General features: G+C 58.6%; 18 protein-coding genes and 4 pseudogenes. 15 read left to right on the top strand and 7 right to left on the bottom strand.

Translation table 11 applies throughout. The features are described 5' to 3' along the window. Window positions 1-131 precede the first annotated feature (131 nt). Window positions 132-2528, top strand: a complete 2397-nt coding sequence (locus tag QOL82_RS23545) for a heavy metal translocating P-type ATPase (protein ID WP_283444756.1) — start codon at window positions 132-134, stop codon at window positions 2526-2528. Beyond that, the gene (locus QOL82_RS23540; protein WP_283444755.1) at window positions 2525-2980 is read left to right on the top strand and encodes a hypothetical protein; all 456 of its coding nucleotides are present in this window, start codon (window positions 2525-2527) and stop codon (window positions 2978-2980) included. The genes QOL82_RS23545 and QOL82_RS23540 overlap by 4 nt, the downstream gene beginning before the upstream one ends. Window positions 2981-3134: 154 nt before the next feature. Here QOL82_RS23540 and QOL82_RS23535 read toward each other — a convergent pair. After that, window positions 3135-3527: pseudogene (locus QOL82_RS23535) on the bottom strand (SDR family NAD(P)-dependent oxidoreductase); the annotation flags it as partial. A 29-nt stretch (window positions 3528-3556) separates the two neighbouring features. On the opposite strand from QOL82_RS23535, the gene QOL82_RS23530 reads away from it, so the two are divergent. The 3 genes and pseudogenes from QOL82_RS23530 to QOL82_RS23520 all read left to right on the top strand — a co-directional run. Further along, on the top strand, window positions 3557-3895 hold the full coding sequence (locus QOL82_RS23530) for a hypothetical protein (RefSeq protein WP_283444754.1): 339 nt from the start codon (window positions 3557-3559) through the stop codon (window positions 3893-3895). Between the two features lie 123 nt (window positions 3896-4018). Then, window positions 4019-4633: a hypothetical protein gene (locus tag QOL82_RS23525; RefSeq protein ID WP_430438534.1), complete on the top strand. Its 615-nt coding sequence runs from the start codon at window positions 4019-4021 to the stop codon at window positions 4631-4633. Further along, window positions 4552-5430: pseudogene (locus QOL82_RS23520) on the top strand (ISL3 family transposase); the annotation flags it as partial. The gene QOL82_RS23525 and the pseudogene QOL82_RS23520, both read left to right, overlap by 82 nt. A gap of 77 nt (window positions 5431-5507) precedes the next feature. On the opposite strand, the gene QOL82_RS23515 reads toward QOL82_RS23520, so the two are convergent. The 4 genes from QOL82_RS23515 to QOL82_RS23500 form a co-directional block, all read right to left on the bottom strand. Beyond that, entirely contained in the window at window positions 5508-6779 is a 1272-nt protein-coding gene (locus QOL82_RS23515) for a phenylacetate--CoA ligase family protein (RefSeq protein WP_430438533.1), read from the bottom strand. Window positions 6780-6841: 62 nt separating this feature from the next. Continuing rightward, window positions 6842-7651 carry an ABC transporter ATP-binding protein gene (locus QOL82_RS23510; protein WP_283444753.1) on the bottom strand — a complete coding sequence of 270 codons (810 nt, stop codon included), beginning with the start codon at window positions 7649-7651 and terminating at the stop codon, window positions 6842-6844. A 78-nt stretch (window positions 7652-7729) separates the two neighbouring features. After that, window positions 7730-9061 (bottom strand): ABC transporter substrate-binding protein, encoded by a 1332-nt coding sequence (locus QOL82_RS23505; protein ID WP_283444752.1) that lies wholly within the window; start codon window positions 9059-9061, stop codon window positions 7730-7732. A 60-nt stretch (window positions 9062-9121) separates the two neighbouring features. After that, complete coding sequence (locus QOL82_RS23500; protein WP_283444751.1) at window positions 9122-10198, bottom strand: branched-chain amino acid ABC transporter permease; 1077 nt, start codon at window positions 10196-10198, stop codon at window positions 9122-9124. 55 nt (window positions 10199-10253) lie between these two features. Between QOL82_RS23500 and QOL82_RS23495 the strand changes: the two are divergent. Then, a pseudogene (locus QOL82_RS23495) lies at window positions 10254-11234 on the top strand (IS110 family RNA-guided transposase); the annotation flags it as partial. Window positions 11235-11621: 387 nt separating this feature from the next. On the opposite strand, the gene QOL82_RS23490 reads toward QOL82_RS23495, so the two are convergent. Then, window positions 11622-12107, bottom strand: coding sequence for a transposase (locus tag QOL82_RS23490; RefSeq protein ID WP_283444750.1), 486 nt, complete (start codon window positions 12105-12107; stop codon window positions 11622-11624). Window positions 12108-12144: 37 nt separating this feature from the next. Continuing rightward, window positions 12145-12492, bottom strand: a pseudogene (locus tag QOL82_RS23485) (ISL3 family transposase); the annotation flags it as partial. A gap of 525 nt (window positions 12493-13017) precedes the next feature. Between QOL82_RS23485 and QOL82_RS23480 the strand changes: the two are divergent. The 9 genes from QOL82_RS23480 to QOL82_RS23435 are packed head-to-tail and all read left to right on the top strand — an operon-like array spanning window position 13018 to window position 21871. Next, entirely contained in the window at window positions 13018-13800 is a 783-nt protein-coding gene (locus QOL82_RS23480) for an enoyl-CoA hydratase/isomerase family protein (RefSeq protein WP_283444749.1), read from the top strand. Further along, complete coding sequence (locus QOL82_RS23475; protein ID WP_430438532.1) at window positions 13800-14609, top strand: SDR family NAD(P)-dependent oxidoreductase; 810 nt, start codon at window positions 13800-13802, stop codon at window positions 14607-14609. The genes QOL82_RS23480 and QOL82_RS23475 overlap by 1 nt, the downstream gene beginning before the upstream one ends. 4 nt (window positions 14610-14613) lie before the next feature. Continuing rightward, complete coding sequence (locus QOL82_RS23465; RefSeq protein WP_283444748.1) at window positions 14614-15756, top strand: acyl-CoA dehydrogenase family protein; 1143 nt, start codon at window positions 14614-14616, stop codon at window positions 15754-15756. Beyond that, window positions 15753-16214, top strand: a complete 462-nt coding sequence (locus tag QOL82_RS23460) for a CoA-binding protein (protein WP_283444747.1) — start codon at window positions 15753-15755, stop codon at window positions 16212-16214. The genes QOL82_RS23465 and QOL82_RS23460 overlap by 4 nt, the downstream gene beginning before the upstream one ends. Next, the gene (locus tag QOL82_RS23455) at window positions 16172-16636 is read left to right on the top strand and encodes a hypothetical protein (RefSeq protein ID WP_283444746.1); all 465 of its coding nucleotides are present in this window, start codon (window positions 16172-16174) and stop codon (window positions 16634-16636) included. Before QOL82_RS23460 ends, QOL82_RS23455 begins: the two co-directional genes overlap by 43 nt. Next, entirely contained in the window at window positions 16630-18885 is a 2256-nt protein-coding gene (locus QOL82_RS23450) for a nitronate monooxygenase (RefSeq protein ID WP_283444745.1), read from the top strand. Before QOL82_RS23455 ends, QOL82_RS23450 begins: the two co-directional genes overlap by 7 nt. Then, window positions 18882-19388: a TRAP transporter small permease gene (locus QOL82_RS23445; protein WP_283444744.1), complete on the top strand. Its 507-nt coding sequence runs from the start codon at window positions 18882-18884 to the stop codon at window positions 19386-19388. The genes QOL82_RS23450 and QOL82_RS23445 overlap by 4 nt, the downstream gene beginning before the upstream one ends. Next, on the top strand, window positions 19381-20700 hold the full coding sequence (locus QOL82_RS23440; protein ID WP_283444743.1) for a TRAP transporter large permease: 1320 nt from the start codon (window positions 19381-19383) through the stop codon (window positions 20698-20700). The genes QOL82_RS23445 and QOL82_RS23440 overlap by 8 nt, the downstream gene beginning before the upstream one ends. A gap of 58 nt (window positions 20701-20758) precedes the next feature. Next, the gene (locus QOL82_RS23435; RefSeq protein ID WP_283444742.1) at window positions 20759-21871 is read left to right on the top strand and encodes a C4-dicarboxylate TRAP transporter substrate-binding protein; all 1113 of its coding nucleotides are present in this window, start codon (window positions 20759-20761) and stop codon (window positions 21869-21871) included. Window positions 21872-22218 lie beyond the last annotated feature (347 nt).

The raw sequence follows: 22218 nt of genomic DNA, 5'->3' as shown, positions 1-22218 counted from the left end.
TGTCGCTGAGACCAGCTACCAGTGAAGGCGAATGCTGCGGCGTGAACAGGGCGCAGTATCCGTCCGCCTGATTCGGCACAGCAGGTTTTCAAGCAGACTTATCCGGAAAATTTCCTTATCAGGAGCAAGGCATGGACAGCAAGACCGAGCACTCGCATCACGCAGGGCACGAACATGCGGCGCATCATGACGCTGATGGCGGAGCCGGGAATGGCCATACAGCCGTCGCGCCGAGTCCCGAGCAACGATTCACCGACCCGGTATGCGGAATGCAGGTTGCTGCGAAGCCTGGGCGGACGATCGAATACAACGGTACCGATTATCATTTCTGCAGTGCCGGCTGCATGACCAAATTTCAGGCACATCCTCAGAACTACCTGGCGCCGGTGCATGCCGAGCGCACATCAGCGCCCGCTGCGCCGGAAGGCACGATCTACACCTGTCCGATGCATCCCGAGATTCAGGAATCGAAGCCTGGCAATTGCCCTCTCTGCGGCATGGCACTGGAGCCGCTGATGCCGTCGCTCGACGACGAAGACAATCCCGAACTGGTCGACTTCCGGCGCCGCTTCTGGTGGACGCTTCCCCTGTCCCTTGCCGTCTTTTCGCTGGCGATGTTTGGCCATTTGCTGCTCCCGAATGGACTTCCGTACCAGAACTGGGTCGAGCTCGCTTTGAGCAGCCCTGTCGTCTTATGGGCCGGCTGGCCTTTCTTCGTGCGATGGGCCCGGTCAATCGCCAACCGCAGTCCCAATATGTGGACACTCATCGGGTCCGGCGTGGCTGCGGCCTACGGTTACAGCCTCGTTGCCACTGTCGCGCCCGGCTTGTTTCCGGCGGCCTTTGCCAGCCATGGCGGCCGTGTAGGCGTCTATTACGAGGCGGCCGCGGTCATCGTTTCCCTCACGCTGCTGGGGCAAATAATGGAGCTGCGGGCCCGCTCGCAGACTTCCTCTGCCATCAAGGCGCTGCTGGGCCTGGCGCCGAAGACGGCCCGCAGAATCAGGCAGGATGGCATCGAGGAAGACATACCGCTTACCCATGTCCATATCGGAGACGCCCTGCGCGTTCGCCCTGGCGAAAAAGTCCCGGTGGATGGTGCCGTACTGGAAGGCGAAAGCGCTCTGGACGAATCCATGCTCACCGGGGAGCCGATACCAGTGACCAAACGCCCGGGCGACAAGCTTATTGGGGCGACGATCAATACCAGCGGCAGCCTGATAATGCGGGCAGACAAGGTCGGCTCGCAAACCATGCTTTCCCAAATCGTCCAGATGGTCGCCGGCGCCCAGCGCTCGCGCGCGCCGATGCAGCGACTGGCAGACGTTGTCGCCGGCTATTTCGTGGCCGCCGTGGTGAGCATTGCGTTGCTGACGTTGATCGGATGGGGTTTGTTCGGCCCAGAACCAAGCTGGGTGTACGGCTTCGTGAATGCGGTCGCCGTCCTCATCATTGCCTGCCCTTGCGCTCTGGGTCTCGCTACCCCGATGTCCATCATGGCTGCCACCGGCCGCGCAGCCACGCAAGGCATTCTGTTCAGGAATGCAGCCGCAATCGAAGACATGAGGAAAATCGACACCCTGATCGTCGACAAGACGGGAACCCTGACCGAAGGCAAGCCGGCTTTCGACAGCGTGGTAGCGGCGCCGGGCTTTACGGAGCACGACGTGCTGCAGGTTGCAGCCAGCATCGACCAGGGAAGCGAGCATCCTCTCGCCCATGCCATCGTTGCGGAAGCGCACAAGCGCGGACTGACCCTGGATAAGCCGGAGGCATTCGAGTCGTCCAGCGGCATCGGCGTGCGCGGCATCGTGGCCGGCCGGCGTATCGCCATAGGCAACACCGCGCTGATGGACACGGAAAAAGTGGACTGGCACAGTCTTGCAGACCAGGCTGAAGCACTGCGGGGACAAGGCGCCAGCGTCATGTACCTGGCATCGGACGGCCGCCTGGCTGGGCTCCTTGCGGTATCCGACCCGATAAAAGCGAGCACGCCAGAGGCACTTGAGACGTTGAGGAAGGACGGCTTGAACATCATCATGGCGACCGGTGACGGCTTGACGACCGCGCAGTCGGTAGGCCGCAAGCTTGGCATCAGCGAGGTCTATGGCGAGGTAAAACCTCAAGACAAGCTGCTTTTGGTTGAAAAGCTCCAAGGCCAAGGTAAAAAAGTAGCAATGGTGGGAGACGGAATCAACGATTCGCCGGCGCTAGCGAGAGCTGATGTAGGAATAGCAATGGGGACAGGGACCGACGTCGCTATCAACAGCGCTCATATCACCTTGGTAAAGGGCGACTTGCGGGCAATTGCAAGAGCTAGAGTCTTGTCCACTGAAACGGTGCGAAACATGCGGCAGAACCTTGCCTTCGCGTTCATCTACAACGCATTGGGCATTCCGCTGGCGGCTGGCGTGCTGTACCCGTTCACTGGTCAACTGCTCTCGCCCATGATTGCGGCGTTGGCGATGAGCCTGAGTTCGGTGTCGGTAATTACTAATGCCCTGCGTTTGCGAGGCACGTCCAAGTGACAGGGTTCGGCAACCAAAGCGTCTACATAAAACAGGTTCTGCTCCTATTTATCATTGCGGTCGCACTGAACTACCTTTGGGAGGTCGCACAGGCGCCACTGTATGCGGGTCTTGAAGACTGGAATTCAGTATGGCGGCATTGCTTCGTCGCAGCATTAGGCGATGGCATCCTGGTCTGGCTGATTTTCGTAGTTGGCTGGCTTACGTTCAGACGCTTTGATTGGTATGTGCAACCAAACGGCCAAGCCCTTGCTGTGATGCTTGCAGCAGGACTTTCCATCGGCATCGGCATTGAGTGGATGGCCGTTAATATGCTGGGTCGTTGGGCGTATACCGTGGACATGCCGCTTCTGCCGGGATTAGATGTCGGCCTTGTCCCAGTTGTTCAAATGCTTTTGCTGCCGCCGCTCATATTTCGCATTGCTGCGTGGTGGCTGGCAAAGAGTGTCTGAACACAGAAAAACACCAACGGGCTCGCGGGCAATAGCACCCTGTATCTACCAATTTATTTGGAATGTAGCCAAGGCATAGCTGCCGGCGGAAGACCTACGATGAACAGCGCAACGGTGGACAGGGCCTCCCGACATTTCACGTCTGAACGCTATATTCGAGCATGCCGTCGATAAATGGCCGGGTCATGTTGAATATGGAAACGAGATTGACGCGCAGGACGGCATCCCAATCGGCGTAGCTCAGCTTGCGGAGCGTGGCATCTCGCGTGATGCCCGCGTTGTTGACCAGGATGTCGATAAGGTGCCCGTCTGCGTGGATGCGGTCAGCCAGTTCCTGGCAGCGGGCATGGTCGGCCACATCCGCGCCGTAGGCGACGAAATCGTAACCTTCGCTGGCCTGGGTTTCCAGCCACGCGCCAATGCTGGCGTTGCCCGGCGAATGGATGACCAGCACGGTATGGCCAGCATCGTGCAAGGCCTGGGCGATGGCTTCGCCCAGGCCGCCGCTGCCGCCTGTGACCAGTGCCGTGCGTTGCTCAGCTGGCATTGCGAACACCTTTCTTGGCTGGTGCGTCCTTGTCCTGTGCTGAGGCCCAGACCGCCCCCCCCCCACTGTTTGAAAATATCCTGGAACGGCAATACCGCATCTGCCTGGCCTACGGCCTGCTTGACCGATTTTTGCCAATCCTGAATGACTTGCTGCAGGCCTTGGGTGAAGGTTGTCTGGTTCTTGATGGGGACTTGCGTCAGTGCCTGCGCGCCGCCCATCTGGTGCTGAAACTGACGCCAGAAGGCCTGCGCGGGCAGCGTGGCCAACTCCTGCTAGTTCTGGGCCTTGAGAGGCACCGCTTTAAAGGTACTTTTTTGCAGCGTGTCTGCAACATTTCGGCACTTGGCAGGGGCAAAAGCATTTAATGAGCCGACGAGCCGAGGAGGTTTGCGATGATCATGGATGCAGTGGTGGAACGTTGTGTCAAACAAAGCCCGGTGACGGTGATGGCCAGACTGGCGCTACAGCGGGCACTGGAGCCGGCGTAGGTGGATGAGCTATTCGAACGGGAATGTGGCGCGCAGTACACGCGTGAACTGCTGTTCTCCACGACCGTGGAACTGATGTCTGTGGTGGCAGTCGGGTTGCGTCCGTCTGTTCATGCGGCCGCCAAGGCATGCACGGACTTGCCGGTATCGGTGCAGGCGCTGTATGACAAGATCAGGCGCACCTCGCCCCATCTGGTACGCGCATTGGTGCAGCAAAGCGCGGTGCGCCTGGGCGGCGTATTGACGCCCATGTTGAAAGACACGGCACCAATCGTACCCGGCTACCGCTTGAGGATTGTCGATGGCAACCATTTGCCGGCCAGCGAAAAACGTCTGAAGCCCCTGCGCGGCTTTCGGGGAGCGGCTTTGCCAGGTCATTCGCTGGTGGTGTATGACCTCGACCCGGACATGGGGGTCGATCTGGTGCCGTGCGAGGATGCTCATGCACAGGAACGCTCGTTAATGGAAGCGGCGCAAAGCCAGGCACAGCCCGGGGATCTGTGGACTGCTGACCGCAATTTCAGCACGCGGCGCCCTTTGCCGCGGTGGCGCGCCTGGTTGGGCTGTCCTGGCATCGGGTCCATGCGATTTGCGCGCGCTACGTGGAACTGGTGACCGATGCAGCCGACCTGTCGCAGGTATCAGCGGTCGCCATTGATGAAACCTCGTCCCGGCGTGGCCACAACTATCTGACGCTGGTGGCCGACATGGCTGCGCGGCGCGTGATTTTTGTTACTCCGGAGCGCAATAGCAAAACCGTCGCCGAGTTTGCGCAGCACTTGCGCGAGCACGGGGCCGATCCGGAGCAGATCGCCTCGGTCAGCATCGACATGTCGCCCGCCTTCATCAAGGGTGTGGCCACCCACTTGCCCGCAGCCCGCGTGACGTTCGACAAGTTTCATGTGATTGCGCATGCCTCGGCCGCCCTCGACAAGATGCGCCGTCTTGAACAAAAGACCGATCCTGATCTGAAGGGATTGCGCTGGGCGCTGCTCAAGGACTGCAACCAGCTGCACGTCGAGCAGCGACGCGATCTGGATGCGCTGGTGGCCCGGTTCACCAGCAAGCGTACTGCGCGCGCCTGGCTGTATCGCGAGCAGTTGCGCGACATCCTCGACCGCAAGCAGATTCATGTCGTCTCTGCCATGCTGGCCCAATGGTGTACCAATGTGATGCGCTCCAAAGTCGAGCCGATGAAGGACGTGGCAAAAATGATTCGCAATCACTTTGACGGCATCGTCGTATGGACGCAAACGCGCCAAACCAATGGCTTTATCGAAGCCATCAATGGCCTGTTCCAGGCGGCCAAACGCAAGGCCCGCGGCTTCGTGCGATTTACAACCATGCGCACCGTGCTCTTCTTGATCGCCGGAAAACTCGACTTCACAAAAATCAACCCACATGCCGCATAACCCACTCGAAACTCAATAGAGCGGTCTGGGATTAACGACATAAACCAGTCCAAGAAAACGTCCGCATCCCCTGTGAGTCAGTTTTCGGTCGGCGCCAACATGCGGGTATCGTCGATCACTTTGCCGTCGTTAGGAAGACTGTTCAGTGGCACGACCTCGACTTCGCCACGTAGTTTGGTGACATCGCGCAGCGCCGTCTGCATCAGCACACGCAGATTGCCGTGAGCGTCGTCTGCTTCGACTTTCAGGCAAATCTGGTCGTTGGCCATTTCGCCGCTGACCACCAACCGGGCTTTTTGAGCCTGAGGGAAACGCCGCATGATGTCGGACACCTGCGAAGGGTGTACGAACATACCGCGCACCTTGGCGCTCTGGTCGGCACGACCCATCCAGCCCTTGATCCGTTGGCCGGTGCGTCCGGTCGGGCAGGTGCCAGGGACAAAGGCGGACAGATCGCCGGTGCCAAAGCGTATCAGCGGATAGGTCAGATTCAGGGGGGTCACTACCGGTTCGCCGACTTCGCCCGCTGGGACTGGATCGCCCGTTCCGGGCCGCACAATTTCGACGATTACACCTTCGTCGAGCACCATGCCCTCGCGCGCGTCGGTTTCATAGGCGACCAAGCCCAGGTCCGCCGTGCCGTAGAATTGGTAGCCGATGATGCCGCGCTCGATGTACCACCGGTGCAGACTGGGCGGATAAGCTTCCCCGCCAAACACCGCCTTTGTGATGCTCGGCAGAGTAATCCCCATTTCGGACGCCTTGACTAAGATGAGTTTCAGGAAACTTGGGGTGCCAATATAAGCAGACTGCTTCAGATCGGCCATGGCGATTACCTGCTGTGCGGTATTGCCTGTACCACCGGGGAATACAGTACAGCCCAGCGCATGTGCGCCGGCTTCCATCATGGCCCCGGCGGGAACGAAGTGATATGAAAAACAGTTATGGATCAGTTCGCCCGGGCGGAATCCCGCAGCGAACATGGCACGCGCCATGCGCCAATAGTCAGGCCCCGTACCTTCGGGTTCGTAGAGCGTGCCGGGGCTGGCGAATACGCGCGGCATCCTGCTTCCGAAACAGACGGTGGAAAAGCCACCAAAGGGGTCTTTAGCACGCCCCGCCTGCTGACGTTCGAGCAGTTCATACTTGCGTGTCACAGGTAGGCGTGCCAGTGCTTCACGACTGGTAATGGCCGTCGCATCGACGCCCTCCAGTATTTTGGCAAACGCTACACTGTGGCGCTGGGCGTGCGTGATCAGTGCTGGCAGCGCAGTATTCTGCTCGGCCTCGCGATGCGCAGGATCGCGTGTTTCGAGGCTGTCGTAACTGGCAAGGATCGATGCATTCATGGCGGGTGCGGGTTCGGTGAGATCGGTTAAGGGATAGCGTGCAGGGTGAGCAAGCTACGGGCTCAGGCGAGCCAGCGCTTGCGACGTTTGTAGCTCTTGATGTCCTTGAAAGACTTACGCTCCCCGCCGCCGACGCCAAGATAAAACTCCTTGACATCTTCGTTGTTGCGTAACCCAAACGCAGGGCCGTCCATGACAACACGACCGGATTCCATGATGTAGCCGTAGTCGGCGTATTTGAGTGCCATGTTGGTGTTTTGCTCGGCCAGCAGGAAGGTCACCTTTTCGCGCGTGTTAAGGTCCTTGACGATCTCGAATACTTCTTCGACAATCTGTGGTGCCAAGCCCATGGAGGGTTCGTCCAGCAGCACCACGCTCGGGTTTGTCATAAGCGCGCGGCCAATCGCGCACATCTGCTGCTCACCACCGGAGGTGTAAGCGGCCTGCGAGGTACGTCGGGTTTTCAGACGCGGAAAGTAGTTATAGACCTTCTCTAGGTTGCGCGCAATTTCAGCCTTATTGCGGCGCGTGTAGGAACCGGTCAGCAGATTTTCTTCTATCGTAAGATGGGCAAAGCAGTGACGTCCTTCCATGACTTGCACCACGCCGCGCTGCACCAGGTCTGCCGGAGACAGGTTCTCAATGCGCTCGCCGCGCAGTTCGATACTACCTTTAGTGACCTCTCCGCGTTCCCCCTTCAGTAGATTAGAAATCGCGCGCAGGGTTGTAGTCTTGCCTGCGCCATTCCCACCTAAAATGGCGGCGATTTTGCCTTCCGGTACGGTGAGCGAAACGCCCTTGAGCACCAAGATGACGTGGTTGTAGATGACTTCGATGCCATTGACGGATAAAACTGTACTGGGAGTGCTCATATGAAGTGCCTCGTTTTCTATCTTTGTGCGAGTCCAGACTGCAGTGCGATGATGTTTTTGCACGGCAGCCTGGCACAATCAGGACTTGCAGTCGTCAGCGCCGCGGATTTCGACTTTCTTATCTGCAGCGTACTTGCTGGCCGCAGCCATGACCATGGGCTGGAGAATCGACCTGTCTGCTTCAAGCCAGTCGGAGTCGAGTTTCCATTCCTTGCCGTCCCACTTGTAAGCCCGTGCAAATGACGGCCCCATGTGGTCGGTGCAGGTAGTCGCGAACGGCCTCATGACGTCCTTAAGTCCGGCTGCCTCGATTTTCTTTTGGTCGAAATCCAGATTTTCGTAACCCCAACGAGCCTGTGCGGCGGTCATGACTTTTCCCGTGCCGAAACGTTCCTGCGCCTTGCGCACTCCCTCTACAGCAAACATGGCGTTCATCAGTCCACGCATGTAAAGTGCTTCACCCACTTCCTCCTTAGGCCCGCTGCCCTTTCCATTCGCATGCAATGTGCTCAACACTTCCTTCGCGATTTTGGAGTTGGCACCGGGACCCGGTTGAATCAGTACTGCGCTGTAGCCCGTTGCGCCATCAATGCCTTTGACATCCGACTCAGAGCCAGAGGGCCATACGCCGATCATCTTGGTAGCCGGATATCCCGTCGCCTGTGCTTCCTTGAGGGCGGTGCTGTTCATAATGCCCCAGCCCCACAGCAGTACAAAGTCAGGGCGTGTTTGACGAATACGCAGCCACGCCGACTTTTGTTCAACGCCCGGATGAGGTATTGGAATCATTGTCAACTCGAAGCCGTGCATCTCAGCGCGCTTGGCCAGAACTGCAATCGCTTCCTTGCCATACGGGCTGTCGTGATAAAGCAGGGTAATTTTTTTGCCTTTTAGCTTGTCAAGGCCGCCTGCTCTCTTTGCGACATACTGCAATTGCGTATCCGCTGATGCCCAGTGGGAACCTGCGATCGGGAAGCTCCATTTGAATACTGTGCCATCGGCGCTTTCACTCAGCCCGTAGCCGGGGGTAAGAATAGGGATGCCATCCAACGGCCCCTTATCGGTCAGTGCGAAGGTGATACCGGTTGACATGGTTTGAAAGACGGTCGCGCCGCCGTGTTTGCCCTTGAGGCGCTCATAGCATTCAACGCCGCGGTCCGTGGCATAACCGGTCTCGCATTCTTCCCAAATCACTTTGACGCCGTTAATGCCACCTTTTTCATTGACGAGCTTGAAGTAATCTACGAACCCGTTGGCCCATGGTGTGCCGCTCGGGCTATATGCGCCGGTCCGGAACGTCAGTAATGGGAAAAATTGTTCCTTCGCCTGTGCGAATGCCGAAGGGGTGGTCAGTACAGTGGACATCACTGTAGCAAGAGCGGCTGAGCGGATAAATGATCGAATTTTCATTTTATGTCTCCTCGTTGGAAGGTGAAGAAAAGCTACGGGAACTAAACTGCTTCATTGCTCTTAGTGCGGGAACGGCCACAACCGCAACTTCTGTTTGCCTGTGCTCCACAGTTTCGCTAAACCATGCGGCTCGACGATGAGGAACCAGACAATAAGGGCGCCAAAGACCATGGCTTCCACGTGGGAGATCGCAGCCGTGGAGATCGGTATGCCGACGAACGCGCCTACTAAAGGCAGGAACTGGCTAAGAAAAATGGGCAGCACGACGATAAAGGCCGCACCAAAGAAGGCGCCCATGACGGAGCCCATGCCGCCTATGATGACCATAAACAGAAGCTGGAAGGAGCGGTCGATGGAGAATGCCGCCGGTTCCCACGCCCCTAGATGCACGAAGCCCCACAAGGCACCGGCCACGCCGATGATGAAGGAACTTACAGCGAAGGCGCTGAGCTTAGCGTACATGGGGCGGATGCCGATGACGGCCGCCGCGACGTCCATATCGCGGATGGCCATCCACTCACGTCCAATGGCTGAGCGCACGAGGTTCTTCGCCAGCAGAGCAAACGCTACCAAGAAAATCAGGCAGAAGAGATATTTTGCCAGTGGTGATTCGACCGCCCAGCCAAATACTTCCAGCTTCGAGACCGACACCGAGCCCGAGGAACTGTTGTTGGTGAACCAGCCAATACGCAGAAATGCCCAGTCGCAAAAAAACTGCGCTGCCAGCGTAGCGACTGCAAGATACAAACCCTTGACACGTAAGCTTGGAATACCGAAGAATATACCGACTAGTGTTGCGAAGAAGCCCCCCGCGAGCAACGCCACAATCAGTGGTATGCCGTCAATGCGAATGTAGGTGTTGTAGGCCATGTAGGCACCCACCGCCATGAAGGCGCCCGAGCCCATCGAGATCTGCCCACAATAGCCGACCAGGATATTCACGCCAAGCGCGGCCAGCGCCAGAATCAGAAAAGGAATGAGAATTGCGCGAAACAGATATTCGTCGGCCAGTAGAGGAATCCCGAGAAATGCAAAGCCGAGAATAGCAATCATCGCCCAGCGGTTTTGAAGGATGGGAAAAATCTGCTGGTCGGTCCGGTACGAGGTCTTGAGTTGACCATTTTCTTGATAAAACATCCTGTTGCCTCCTTAAACGCGGTCGATGATTTTTTAAAATCTATTTCACGTCGTCGGCACCGACTCCAGCGGGCGCGTTGTTCAACGCGTGACGCTGACGCGTCAAACCCTTTTTCACTTTTTTTCCAACGCCAGCGTCGCTTTGATTGGCATGGAAGCTTGCCCCGGGTCTCAATGGGTAGCAAGGAAGCTGGCAACGATGGGGCATACAGTCAGAATCATTCCCGCTCAGTTTGTGAAGCCCTATGTCAAATCCAACAAAAACGAACTGGTAGACGCTGCGGCGATTGCCGAGGCCGTGACGCGGCCCAGCATGCGCTTTGTGACACCGAAGTCGACTGAGCAGCTTGAGATCCAAGCGCTGCCCCGCATCCGCGATCGTATTGTCGGCAGCAAGACCCAGCTAATCAATCAGATCCGGGCATTTTGCCTAGAATTTGGCATTGCAATCCGGCAAGGCGTAGGTATGTTCAAGACTGACTTTCCAGCAGCACTAGCTGACGATTCCAATGACCTCACACCACGCATGCGTATCCTGCTTGAAGGACTGTGGACGGAATTCGGGGCACTGGAGACCAGGCTCGCTGAACTCAACAAAGAAATTGAAGTGCTGGCGGCACGTTCCGAAGTCGCCCATCGTCTCATGAGCATTCCCGGCATTGGACCGCTTAGTGCCACAGCACTGATCGCCGCAGTGGGTGACGGCAAGCAGTTCGCCAAGGCAAGGGATATGGCGGCATGGCTCGGGCTGGTCCCGCGTCAGTATTCCACCGGAGGCAAGACTACGCTTCTTGGCATGAGCAAGAGAGGCAATTCCTATGTCCGACGACTTTTACTCCATGGGGCGCGCTCTTGCGTACTGCACCTGAACCGTCAGAGGGATAGGCTAGGAAGTTGGATTACAAAGCTAGCGACACGCATGCATACCAATAAAGTCGCAGTTGCCCTGGCCAACAAGTTGGCCAGGGTTGCATGGGTGGTGTTGACGCGGCCGGGAAGCTTATATCGAGGCGACCGAGATGAAGCCGTAGTGTAGTAGTGAATGTTTCTTAGCTAGTTACTTCCGAGTTTGCGAGACACAGATTTGATGACGAAACAGCCAATCGGCACACGGTAAATCTTTAAAAAAAAATGGGTGCAAAAGCCCGACAGGTTTTTTAGAAACCGGGTGCGCGTATTTCATCACGGCCTGACTACAACAGTAGTTCACTTGCGAGAGGCCGGATACATTAAGGCAAACTGTTCACGTCAAAGAAAATGCGCCTTGCAAATCAGGGACGGACCATACATTTTTTTATGGTGCTTCCAAGATGCTTTCGCAATGCTCTTGGGTTGGCATGGGCCGCCATGCGCAATAGCGTCTGTGCCAACTGAGCAGGCTTGAGTCTGTCATATCGTTCCCAGGCAGCAGGCGCTACGGCCATCATGCCGGCATAGTTCGTGCGGATTCGCAGGCGAAGAAATACGAAGATAGCTCGATGTCACTGGTGTGCAGTTCATGCGCGCTCCACACGGCAGACCGCAGCAAGGACAGGATGTTATACGAGAGCACGGCCATGCCGAAAGCCAATAGCGCCACACGCGGATGCCCCAGCGAAGTGACCTCGCTGTGCAGGACCGATTTGAGGCGCTGGAATAGCGATTCAATTTGCCAGCGCTGGCGGTACACGCGGGCAATCCTGCGCAGCGTGAACTGCGATGCGGACAGATTGGTCAGAATCCAGATTGTGGTGTCGCCTTCTTCGGTGGCGTGATCGAGTTGCAATTCCACGCGCCGCAGGCGCAATCGTTGCCCCGCGTCATCCTCGATTTCAACTGTCTGTTCATACACCGTGCCTGTTTCTATCCTTCCCCGATGCCGCGTTTGCTCCAGCGCCTGCGGGTGCGGTGTTGAGGCGTGTTCACGCACGATGAAATGGCAGCCCCGGCCATGCAATCCGTAAAAGCATTTGCTGGCACATCGCCAGAACCAGCGCCTCGAACAACAGCGTGAACCCGTCGAGCCGGCCGACCCATTCCGGCTCGACCTGGCGTACCTTGCCGTTGGCAAGGCGCACGCGCGGCAACCGCACTTCCAGGTAGTATTCATGCTGAAAGAAATTGAGGTGGCGCAGCCGCTTGATCTGGGTATCGTGCACCGGATGTTCGCCGGGCGCATCCGCGTGCGCGAAGCGGCTGCCCGCCACAAAATCCACGCCAATCGTCAATTGGCGGCTGGCTTCATCAAAATTCACGCTCTGGACGAACCAGGGAGCCTTGATCCCCAAGGCGGCTTCAAACAGTTGATTGGTCATGATTGCTATTGGGTTGGCATGGCTGAGTCCGTCATTCTGCCGGACTTAGCCAGCCCAAGCATAACGGGTTCAATTGCCGCATCAAGGGTGTGCTGCGCCGGGCTACGCCCGCCCTTGACCCGGGAATTGAACCCACTCAAATTTCAATAGAGGCATTTTTAGTCTGACATGCTATAGCCGGCATGGCGGATATATTGCACGCACTCGTCCGGAGCGAATTGACCAAGCAGATCGCCGATGGTGGACCAAGCTGAAAGGCCCAAAAGCGCAGACATGACAAATTGCCTGTCTTCGCCATGAGCAGCCTTTTGCCTGTGCCAAATACACCGACTAGCCTGCCCGACTTTGCGGGCAGCGCGCCGACGACAACTCCGACGCGCCGGTTATCCACTGACTACAATTTAAAAACTCTATACGGAACAATGGCTTGCGCCAATAATTCTGTCACATCGACGAATTGCCATCGCTTTTGGCTGCGTGGCACATACATTGCTAATTGACACTCACCAATCACAAAGACGATCAATGACCATGAAAGAATCCGGAGAGGTTTTACTGGACAAGGCAAACGGGCTCGCGGTGATTACCTTGTCCCGACCGAACAAGCGCAACGCACTCTCGCCGACGATGCGGGCTAGCCTGGGCGAATGCTTGGCCGATGTCGGGAAGGACGAAGCGGTCAAAGTGCTCCTGTTGCGCGGTGATGGTCCGGCATTTTGTGCAGGTGCGGATATCGTCGACGCGCCGCAATCGCCGCTTGCCTGGCGAGAGCGAATCCGAATGGCGCAAGCCCATCACATCGCGATCGTCCGCATGAACAAGCCGGTGATCGCAGCGGTACAGGGCGCAGCGACCGGGGGGGGCGCATCGCTTGCATTAGCGGCCGACATACTGGTAATGGCCGACGACGCGAAACTGTCCTTCCCCTTCGTGCGCCTGGGGCTCGTTCCTGACGGCGGCGCCTCGGCCCTGCTGCAGGCCAAGACGAATGCCGCTACCGCACTCGACTTGCTGCTCACGGGCGGCTCAATTACCGCAGTCGATGCTCAGCACCTCGGTCTCACGCGGCGGGTCGTCCCGGCCGAGCAACTCGATGCCGCCAGCCGGGCTCTCGCTTCAGATCTTTTAAATCTCCCATGGGAAGCGCTGATGCTAACCAAGGCATTGTGTGCGCAACACTGGGCAGCGGGACTTGAGCCCGTGCTCGCCCACGAGGCCGAGGCGTTCGCACTGGCCTCATCTACCGCAGGGCACCAGTCCGCGATTGCCGCGATGCTCTTGAAACTCAACCAAAAGGGAAAATCATAGTGTTCACTGCCGATACATTGAAGCGACGGGTCGCACTAATCACAGGCGGTGCCGGCGACATTGGCCTGGAAATCGCCGCCACCTATGGACGGCTGGGCGCGACGGTGGTGCTAGCCAGCCGCAACCAGGAGCGCCTGGACAGGGACTGCGGGCAACTCGCGGCCGAGGGGATCACAGCTGCCGCATTCCGTACCGATGTGCGCGACTTTGATGAAGTGAAGCGTACGATCGACAATGCGGTCGAGCGCTTCGGCTCGCTTGATGTCCTCGTCAACAACGCCGCCGGCAACTTCCAGTGCCCGACCGCAGGTCTTACGCCCAAAGGCTGGCGCACGGTGATCGACATCAACCTGAACGGCACCTTCTACTGCTGCCTGACTTCTTATGAACACCTGAAGCGGTCACAGTTCGCCGGCTCGATCATCAGCATCATCACCATGCTTGGCGTAACAGGCTGGCCGGGCGCGGCGCACGCGGCAGCAGCAAAAGCCGGCATACTTTCACTCTCGCGCACGTTGGCCGTCGAGTGGGGACCGGACGGGATTCGCGTCAACACCATCTCGCCCGGGCCGATCGGGGATACCGAAGGCTTCACACGCATGTACCTCGACACTGGTCGCGGTGAACTGGAACGCAAGAAAGACCGAGCTAGGCCGCTTCGGCGCCAAGATCGATATCGCCAAAGCCGCGACCTATCTGGCGTCCGACCTTGGCTCTTACATGACCGGCGAAAACATGCTTGTCGACGGTGGCCGCTGGCTCAAGTACGTGGCCTCCTGAAGCCAACCATCCACTTCTTGACGAGGTAGTCCCTTGAATTTCGAACCAACTGAAGAGCAGAATCTTCTTCGTGCCGCGATCGAACGCTTGGTGCGAACCGAGTGCTCGCACGAGAAAGTACGGATTTGGGACCACGATGGCATTTTCCCCGAGCCGGTCTATCAAGCCATGGTGCAGGCTGGTTTCGTCGCTATGGTGGTCCCGGTTGCCTACGGTGGCCTCGGCAGCTCGATGGCAGATTGCACCATTTTGTACGAGGAAGTTGCCCGGCCCAGTGTTGACTTCGCAACCCGCATCGCCCTGCAGGCCTGGGGGTCAATGATCCTCGCGGACTTTGCTTCGGAAGATCTGCGACAGGAAATCCTGCCGAAAGTAGCGACCGGGCACGTCAAGCTTTCCTTCAGCCTGACAGAACCGCAGTCCGGTTCGGACGCGGCATCTCTGACCACTGCCGCCCGTCGTGATGGCGACGACTGGCTGCTGCGAGGACAAAAGGTATTTTCCAGCGGCGCCGATGCGCCGGACAACATGATGATCGTCGCCGCACGCACGGCAAAAGGCGCCACCCGTCAGGAAGGTATCTCGCTGTTCCTGGTCCCCAATAACCTGCCAGGTTTGACGATCAATCGCCTGGACGTTATCGGGCGCCGAATACTGGGACTGACGGAAATATTCTTCGACGACGTCCGTCTGCCATCAAGGTACCTCATCGGCGAAGCCGGCGAGGGCTGGACCTACATCGGGCGCCACCTGGAACGCGAACGAATTACCTTGGCGGCCAATTACATCGGTACCGCCCGCAGTGCCCTGGAGGAAGCCACGGCCTACGCTCGGGAAAGGCAGCAATTCGGCCGTCCGATCGGGCAGTTCCAGGTAATCGCTCACAGTCTGGCTGACATGGCAACAGAACTGGAGGCGGGGCGCTGGCTCACTGCAATGGCCGCATGGCGCTATGACCAGGGCCTACCTTGCCGCAAGGAGGCGAGCATGGCCAAGCTCTTCGTTTCAGAAATGTTGCAGCGCGTTACCGCGGCCGGCATGCAAATCCTCGGTGGCCATGCCTACACCACCGATTACAACATGCAGCGCCACTGGCGCGATGCCCGCAACGCTACCGTGGGCGGCGGCACCTCGCAGATACAACGACAACTGATTTCAAGGGAATTGGGACTATGAGAACGACAACGGGTTATGTACCGAACCGCACGCGACTTTTCGGGCGCAAAGAGATGCGGCGGCTTATTGATCCGGCCAGCATTGCCGTCATCGGCGCCTCTGACACACTGGGCTCGTTCGGAGCACGAACGCTGGACAACATTCGTATAGGATACGCCGGCAATATTTACCCTATCAATCCTCGCTATGAATTGGTCTCCGGACTGAAGTGCCACTCAAGGCTGGAGGACCTGCCCGAAGTACCTGATCGCGTGATCGTAATCGTACCGATGGCGCAAGTTGAAGGTCTGGTGCAGCGCGCATCCGCAGTGGGGGTGGGCGGCATGATCCTGTATTCGGCCGGTTTCGCCGAAGTCGGCAAACCCGAGTCCATTCAGACACAGTACCGCAGGCGTATATCGCCCAGGAGTCCGGCATGCGCCTGCTGGGACCGAACTGCGTCGGTATTGCCAACCTGAACAGCATGGTGGGCCTGAACTTCATGCCGAAGTTTAACGAGATGCGCATGGTCAAGGGCGACATCGGGATAATTTCCCAAAGCGTTGCGCTGGGATACTGCATGATGCAATCGATGGAGCGCGGCATCGGCTTCACGCACTACCTCTCGCCGGGAAACTCCTGCGACGTCGACGTCTGCGACATGATCAACTATCTGGTCGAGGACAATGCCGCCAAGGTGATCTGCTGCATGTTCGAAGGCGTTCGCGACGGGGAGCGCCTGCTGGAAGCGGCACGCATGGCATTGGCTGCCGACAAACCCCTCCTGATCTACAAACTGGCAAACAGTGTCATCAGTCAGCGAACTGCCATGTCGCACACCGGCACCATGGCAGGGTCCACAGCTGCATATGAGGCCGCATTCCGCGCCACTGGATGGTAATCATCGACAACTGGGAGGCAATCGTGGAAACGGCAGTCCTGTTCTCCAAGTCAGGCCCGCCCAAAGTCGAGGGCGTGATGGCGAGTTCCGGCGGCGCAGCCGTGATGGCGGCCGACAAAGCCGAGGAAATCGGGCTGGCGCTACCGCCTCCCGCCGCCGCCACCTCGGCCAGGCTGGCAAACGTGGTACCGGACTTCGGCTCCACCGCCAACCCCTGCGACCTGACTGCCGAATCGCTCAAGAGCATGCAGATGTATGGCGACTGCATACGCGCATTCGCAGAGGATCCAGGTTTTGCCGCAGTGGTTGTGCCCATGATGTCGGCATACCGTCCGACCACGATCGAACTGGCACAATTCCTGTCCGGCTTGGCTGACGAACTGGACAAGCCGGTCTGCTTGGTGTGGATCAATGAATGGATCAACGGTCCAGGCAGCGAAGTGTATGACGCTTCACCGCGAATCTCCATGTTCCACTCCATGACTCGCTGCATCAAAGCGCTTAAGTTGTCGACAGACCATTACCACAACCGGGACCGGCTGTTGCAGGAGCCTGCGCTGGCGGCCGAGGGCGACGCCAAAACCGCACGCGAGGTATTCGCCGGCGCAGCCGCTAGTGGCCACGGCCCGGCTCTGAGCGAGAGCCAGTCCAAGCGAGTACTTGCCGCATACGGGGTTCGGGTGACGCGCGAAATACTGGTGGCCAATCCGGCAAGCGCGGTCAAGGCCGCGGTCGAGCGCGCCGCAAGCGAGCTGCGGAATACGGCCGCAGCGCTACCGGACACCCCCATCCTCAATGGCATACTGGTGCAACAGATGGCCGAACGGGGTGTCGAGATGATGATCGGTGCCCGCCGCGACGCGCAATTCGGGCCGCTGGTTGTATGCGGGTTTGGCGGCGTCGACGTCGAACTTACCCGCGACGTCGCCGTCGCCCTGGCCCCGGTCAACCATTCCCAGGCGCGGGACATGATCCTGTCGCTGCGCAAGGCGCCGCTGCTGAACGGTTTCCGGAACGTGCCGGCACTGGATGTCGATGCCCTTGCCGAAGCCGTATGCCGGGTATCGGCGCTGGCAGCCGACCTGCGCGACGCTGTCAGCGAAATCGACGTCAATCCGTTAATCCTTGGCAGGAAGGGTGGCGTTCCCGTGGAGGCACTGGTCATCGGCAACCGGGGAAGACCAGCCATGAATGCACCTTCCACAGCGCACCCGATGAGCATCGACACCCCGGCCAGCAAAGCGCTGGGAATCCGCTATCCAATTGTACAAAGCGGCCTGGCGCGTATCTCCCGCGCAGAGCTGGCAGCAGCAGCAGTATCTGCCGCTGGCGGAATGGGACAAATCGCGGTCGCCGGGATGGCGGAGGCAGACCTGTTGCGCGCAGAAATACGCAAGACCAAGCAGCTTACGAGCGCACCCTTCGGCGTCAATTTTCCTGTCGGGCATATCAAGATCGACCACCTGCTCGATCTGGTTGCAGAAGAAGGCGTGGCGGCGGTGTCCTTCACCGGCGGCAATCCCAAGCCCTATATCGATCGTCTGGCCGACACCGGGATCAGCATCCTGGTGCTTGTCTCCGGTCCCGAGCAGGCAAAGAAGGCAGAACAGGCTGGCGCACATGTGCTGGCGACCGTCGGCTACGAGGGCGGCGGGCATATCGGCCGCACAGACGTGACCAATATGGTGGCGATACCGCTGGTCAAGCGCGCCGTAAACATTCCCGTGCTGGCAGGCGGTGGCATCGCCGACGGCTTTGGAATGGCGGCAGCACTGGCGCTAGGCGCCGCCGGCGTGGAGGTCGGCACCCGCTTCATCGCAGTACGCGAAGCCTCCGCGCACCAGAACTACAAGGATGCCGTGATCCGGGCTGGCGCCGATGACACGGTAGTCATCAAGCGATCGGTGGGCACCCCCGGGCGGGCCTTGGCCAACGAATGGGCCAGCAAGATTCTCGACGTAGAGAAAGCGGGCGGCTCGCGAGACCATACTCGGCATGGTTCGCGCCGACGTCAACGAGCGCGCGATCATCGATGGCGACATGCGTGGAAGCGTCGCTTGGCTGGGTCAGTCGGCTGCTCTGGTCGACGACATCCCGGGCGCAGCCGAAGTCGTGCAACGGACGGTGGCCGAGGCGGCAACCGCAGCCGCTCGCTTGGCCCATCAGATGCAAGTAGTGGAACGATAAAAAATCGCGAGAAATCGCCAGACCTGGTCAACTGGCCAGCACAAAGGGGGAGGGGAATATGATGAAGCTGAACATGGTTCGGGGTTTTCTCGAGTTGGCCACGCTCGTGACGCTTTGCATCGCCGGAGTCGGCTTGCTGCTGATGATGGTGCTGGTAATACTGGACGTATCACTCAAATATCTGTTCAACGCGCCGGTCCCCGGCACGCTAGAGATGGTGTCCTTCTACGCCATGGCAACCTGCGCATTCCTGCCGTTCGCCTACGTACAGAAGACCAACCACCACATCGTAATGACGCTCGCCACCGAGCGCATGCGTCCCAAGTCGCTTCGCATCCTGCTGGCGGTGGTACACATGGTTAGCGCCGCCTATCTGTTTCTGTTCGCCTGGGCGTCCGGCGTTGAAGCGATCCATATGAGCACCGTTGGCGAATCCACCAGCGCGATCCATTTCGACATTCTGATCTGGCCGGCACGTTGGTGCGTTCCGGTATCGACCTTCCTGATGGGCTGCTGGATGCTGATGCAGACCCTGCTTTCATTCACGGAGAAGACTGATGACTGAATTTTCCCCCGTTGCAGTCGGCTTCATCGGACTTGGTCTTCTGGTCGTCCTGATGGCACTGCGCTTCCCGATCGGAATCGCACTGGGTACGGTATCGCTGAGCGGCATGTTTGTCCTGCGCGGCCCGTCCGCTGCGATGGCCGCACTGGCCGGGCTGCCATTCGAGTTTGCCGCAAGCTGGTCCCTCTCGGCAGTGCCGATGTTCCTGCTGATGGGCGCGATCGCCTTCCACACTGGACTCACCCGCAGCCTGTTCTCGGCAGCCCGGAATTGGCTCAGTTTTCTGCCTGGCGGCCTGGCAGTAGCGACCAACTTCGCAAGCGCAGGCTTCGCGGCCGTCTCCGGTTCCAGCCTGGCCACTGCTGCCGCCATGGGACGCATCGCGATTCCGGAAATGCTCAAAGCCCGCTACGATCCCGGCCTGGCTACCGCAGTCGTTGCGGCCAGCGGGACACTGGGCTCGCTGATTCCGCCTAGCATCCTTTTCGTGCTGTACGGCATCTTCACCGACCAGCCCATCGGCAAGCTGCTGATCGCGGGCATTCTTCCGGGCCTGTTAACCGCGTTTGTCTACGCCGCCATGATCATCGGACGATGTCACCTCAATCCGAATCTGGCGCCGGCTCTCGACGAGAAGGTCACCATGACCGAACGCTTGGCCGAACTGCGCAAGGTGTGGCCGGTACCGGCCCTGATCCTAGCGGTGGCCGGCAGTCTGTACAGCGGGCTGGCGACGACCACTGAAGCAGCGGCCGTCGGCGCCTTCATGGCCTTCGTGGTGGGAGCGCTGCAGGGCCGACTGACCTGGCGTGCCTTTATCGACAGCGTGCAGGAATCACTGGCCAGCACGGCATCGATATTCTTCGTCGCCATAGGCGCCATTCTGCTGACACGCTTCCTGGCCCTTAGCGGCGTGCCGAACTACCTGGCCACGCTGATGGGTGCCTGGGCGCTTGATCCCATTCTGGTGGTGCTGGGCGCATCGCTGATCTACCTGTTCCTGGGCATGTTCCTCGATCCGGTCGGACTGATGCTGATCACGCTGCCGGTACTGATGCCGATGTTCCGGGCCCTCAACCTTGACCTGATCTGGATCGGCGTGCTGGTGGTCAAGTACCTGGAGATCGGCTTGCTGACGCCGCCGGTGGGACTCAATGCCTACGTGGTCAGCGGCGTGGTCGGGTCCGCGGTGCCACTATCGCGCATCTTTCACGGCCTTATCTGGTTCCTGGCAGCAGAGGGATTGATCATGGCTCTACTTATAGGGTTCCCGCAGATCAGCCTGTACCTCCCGAATTTGATGAGTAACTAGTCCAATTTCCGCAGTCGCGGCGTTCAACAAGACCGAGAAGGTCGACAAGGAGACGATCATGAAAAAGTACTTTAGGATGGCTGCATTGCTCGCACTCGCGGCAATTGCACTCCCGACCGTGGCACAGCAGAGCAAGCCATTGAGCTACTCCAACTACCTTCCGCCCACTCACGCCAGCAACCGGTACGCATTGGAGCCTCTATTCAAGACGGTGGAACAGGAAACCAAAGGCAGCCTGAAGATCAATCTGTATCCAGGTGGCGCCATGGTTGGCGGCAAAGGAACAATCTCCGCCATCCGAGACGGCCTGGTGGACGGTGGCTTCATCGTATCGCTATATCATCAGAACGAAATCCCGCTGAACACAGCGCTTTCCGACCTCGCATTCCTGGTAGAAAATCCACTGGTGGCGATGGGGGCTGTAAACGAGACGGTACTTTTGGGTTGCCCCGAGTGCCTGCAGGAGTATCGCAAGTACAAGACGATCTACATGGGCACCTATGCAACTACGCCCTACCTGATGATGTGCAAGAAGCCTGTGCAGACGCTGGCAGACCTCAAGGGTCTGAAAATGCGTGCTGCGGGCACCGTATACGGGCGCTGGGCCTCACGCCTGGGCGGTGTTCCGGTCAACATAACCAACGCCGAAGCTTATGAAGCAATCGAACGCGGTCAACTCGACTGCATGATCGGAGCACTGTCATGGCTGCAGACCCTGTCGCTGTGGGACCTGACGCGCAACGTGATCGACCTGCCAATGGGTGCCTACCTAGGTGGTGCGTTGGTTGCCTTCAACGAGTCGAGCTGGAAGAGCGTAAAGGAATCCGATCGTGCTACTTTCGTCAAGAACCTGCCCGGCGCCATGGCCAGGCTGGCAGTTGGCTATGTCAAGGACGACCATGACGTCGAAGCGCAAGCCAAGGCCAAGGGCGTAACCATCAGAAAGCCCGACCAGGCACTGACCAACCTGCTGGCGAGCTATCGCCAGGATGAAATACGCAATGCGATCGAGGCTGCCAAAAAACGTGGCGTCCGCAATCCGGAGGTTGCCGTCAACGCCTTCGTGAAAAACCTGTCGAAATGGGAAGCAATCGTTGCTCGCACCGGAAACGACCCCGTCAAATTCGAGCAGGCATTGCGCGACGAGATCTACAGCAAAGTGAAATTCTGACCATCGCATCACTTCGATCCCGACGGATCACGTCGGGAACTCAATCCGGAGAAGTAGCAATGGAAGAGACAAACGCATCGCTATATAAAGGGCTAAAAGTTCTCGACCTCAGCCAAAAACGCAGCGCCTCGCCCTGGGTCACATTTCGATTGGCCAGTGGGTCAATATCAGGTCGGCGCCAACACATCTGGATGTAGATTGGCGACATGTCAAGCGCTCGGAAATCGTCGCCAGCAGCCAAGCTCACCAAGGCCATCATTCGCCTTGCATTAGCCGAGCAGCATCAGTTGTTCTTTGCGCTGAAAGACCACCTCTTCCCCGACAAGAAGCCCGACATCCATGGCGGA

Origin of the sequence: Noviherbaspirillum suwonense (assembly GCF_900182955.1) — a bacterium.
Classification (GTDB): Bacteria; Pseudomonadota; Gammaproteobacteria; order Burkholderiales; family Burkholderiaceae_D; genus Noviherbaspirillum_A; species Noviherbaspirillum_A suwonense.
This window is presented reverse-complemented; position numbering and strand designations above follow the sequence as displayed.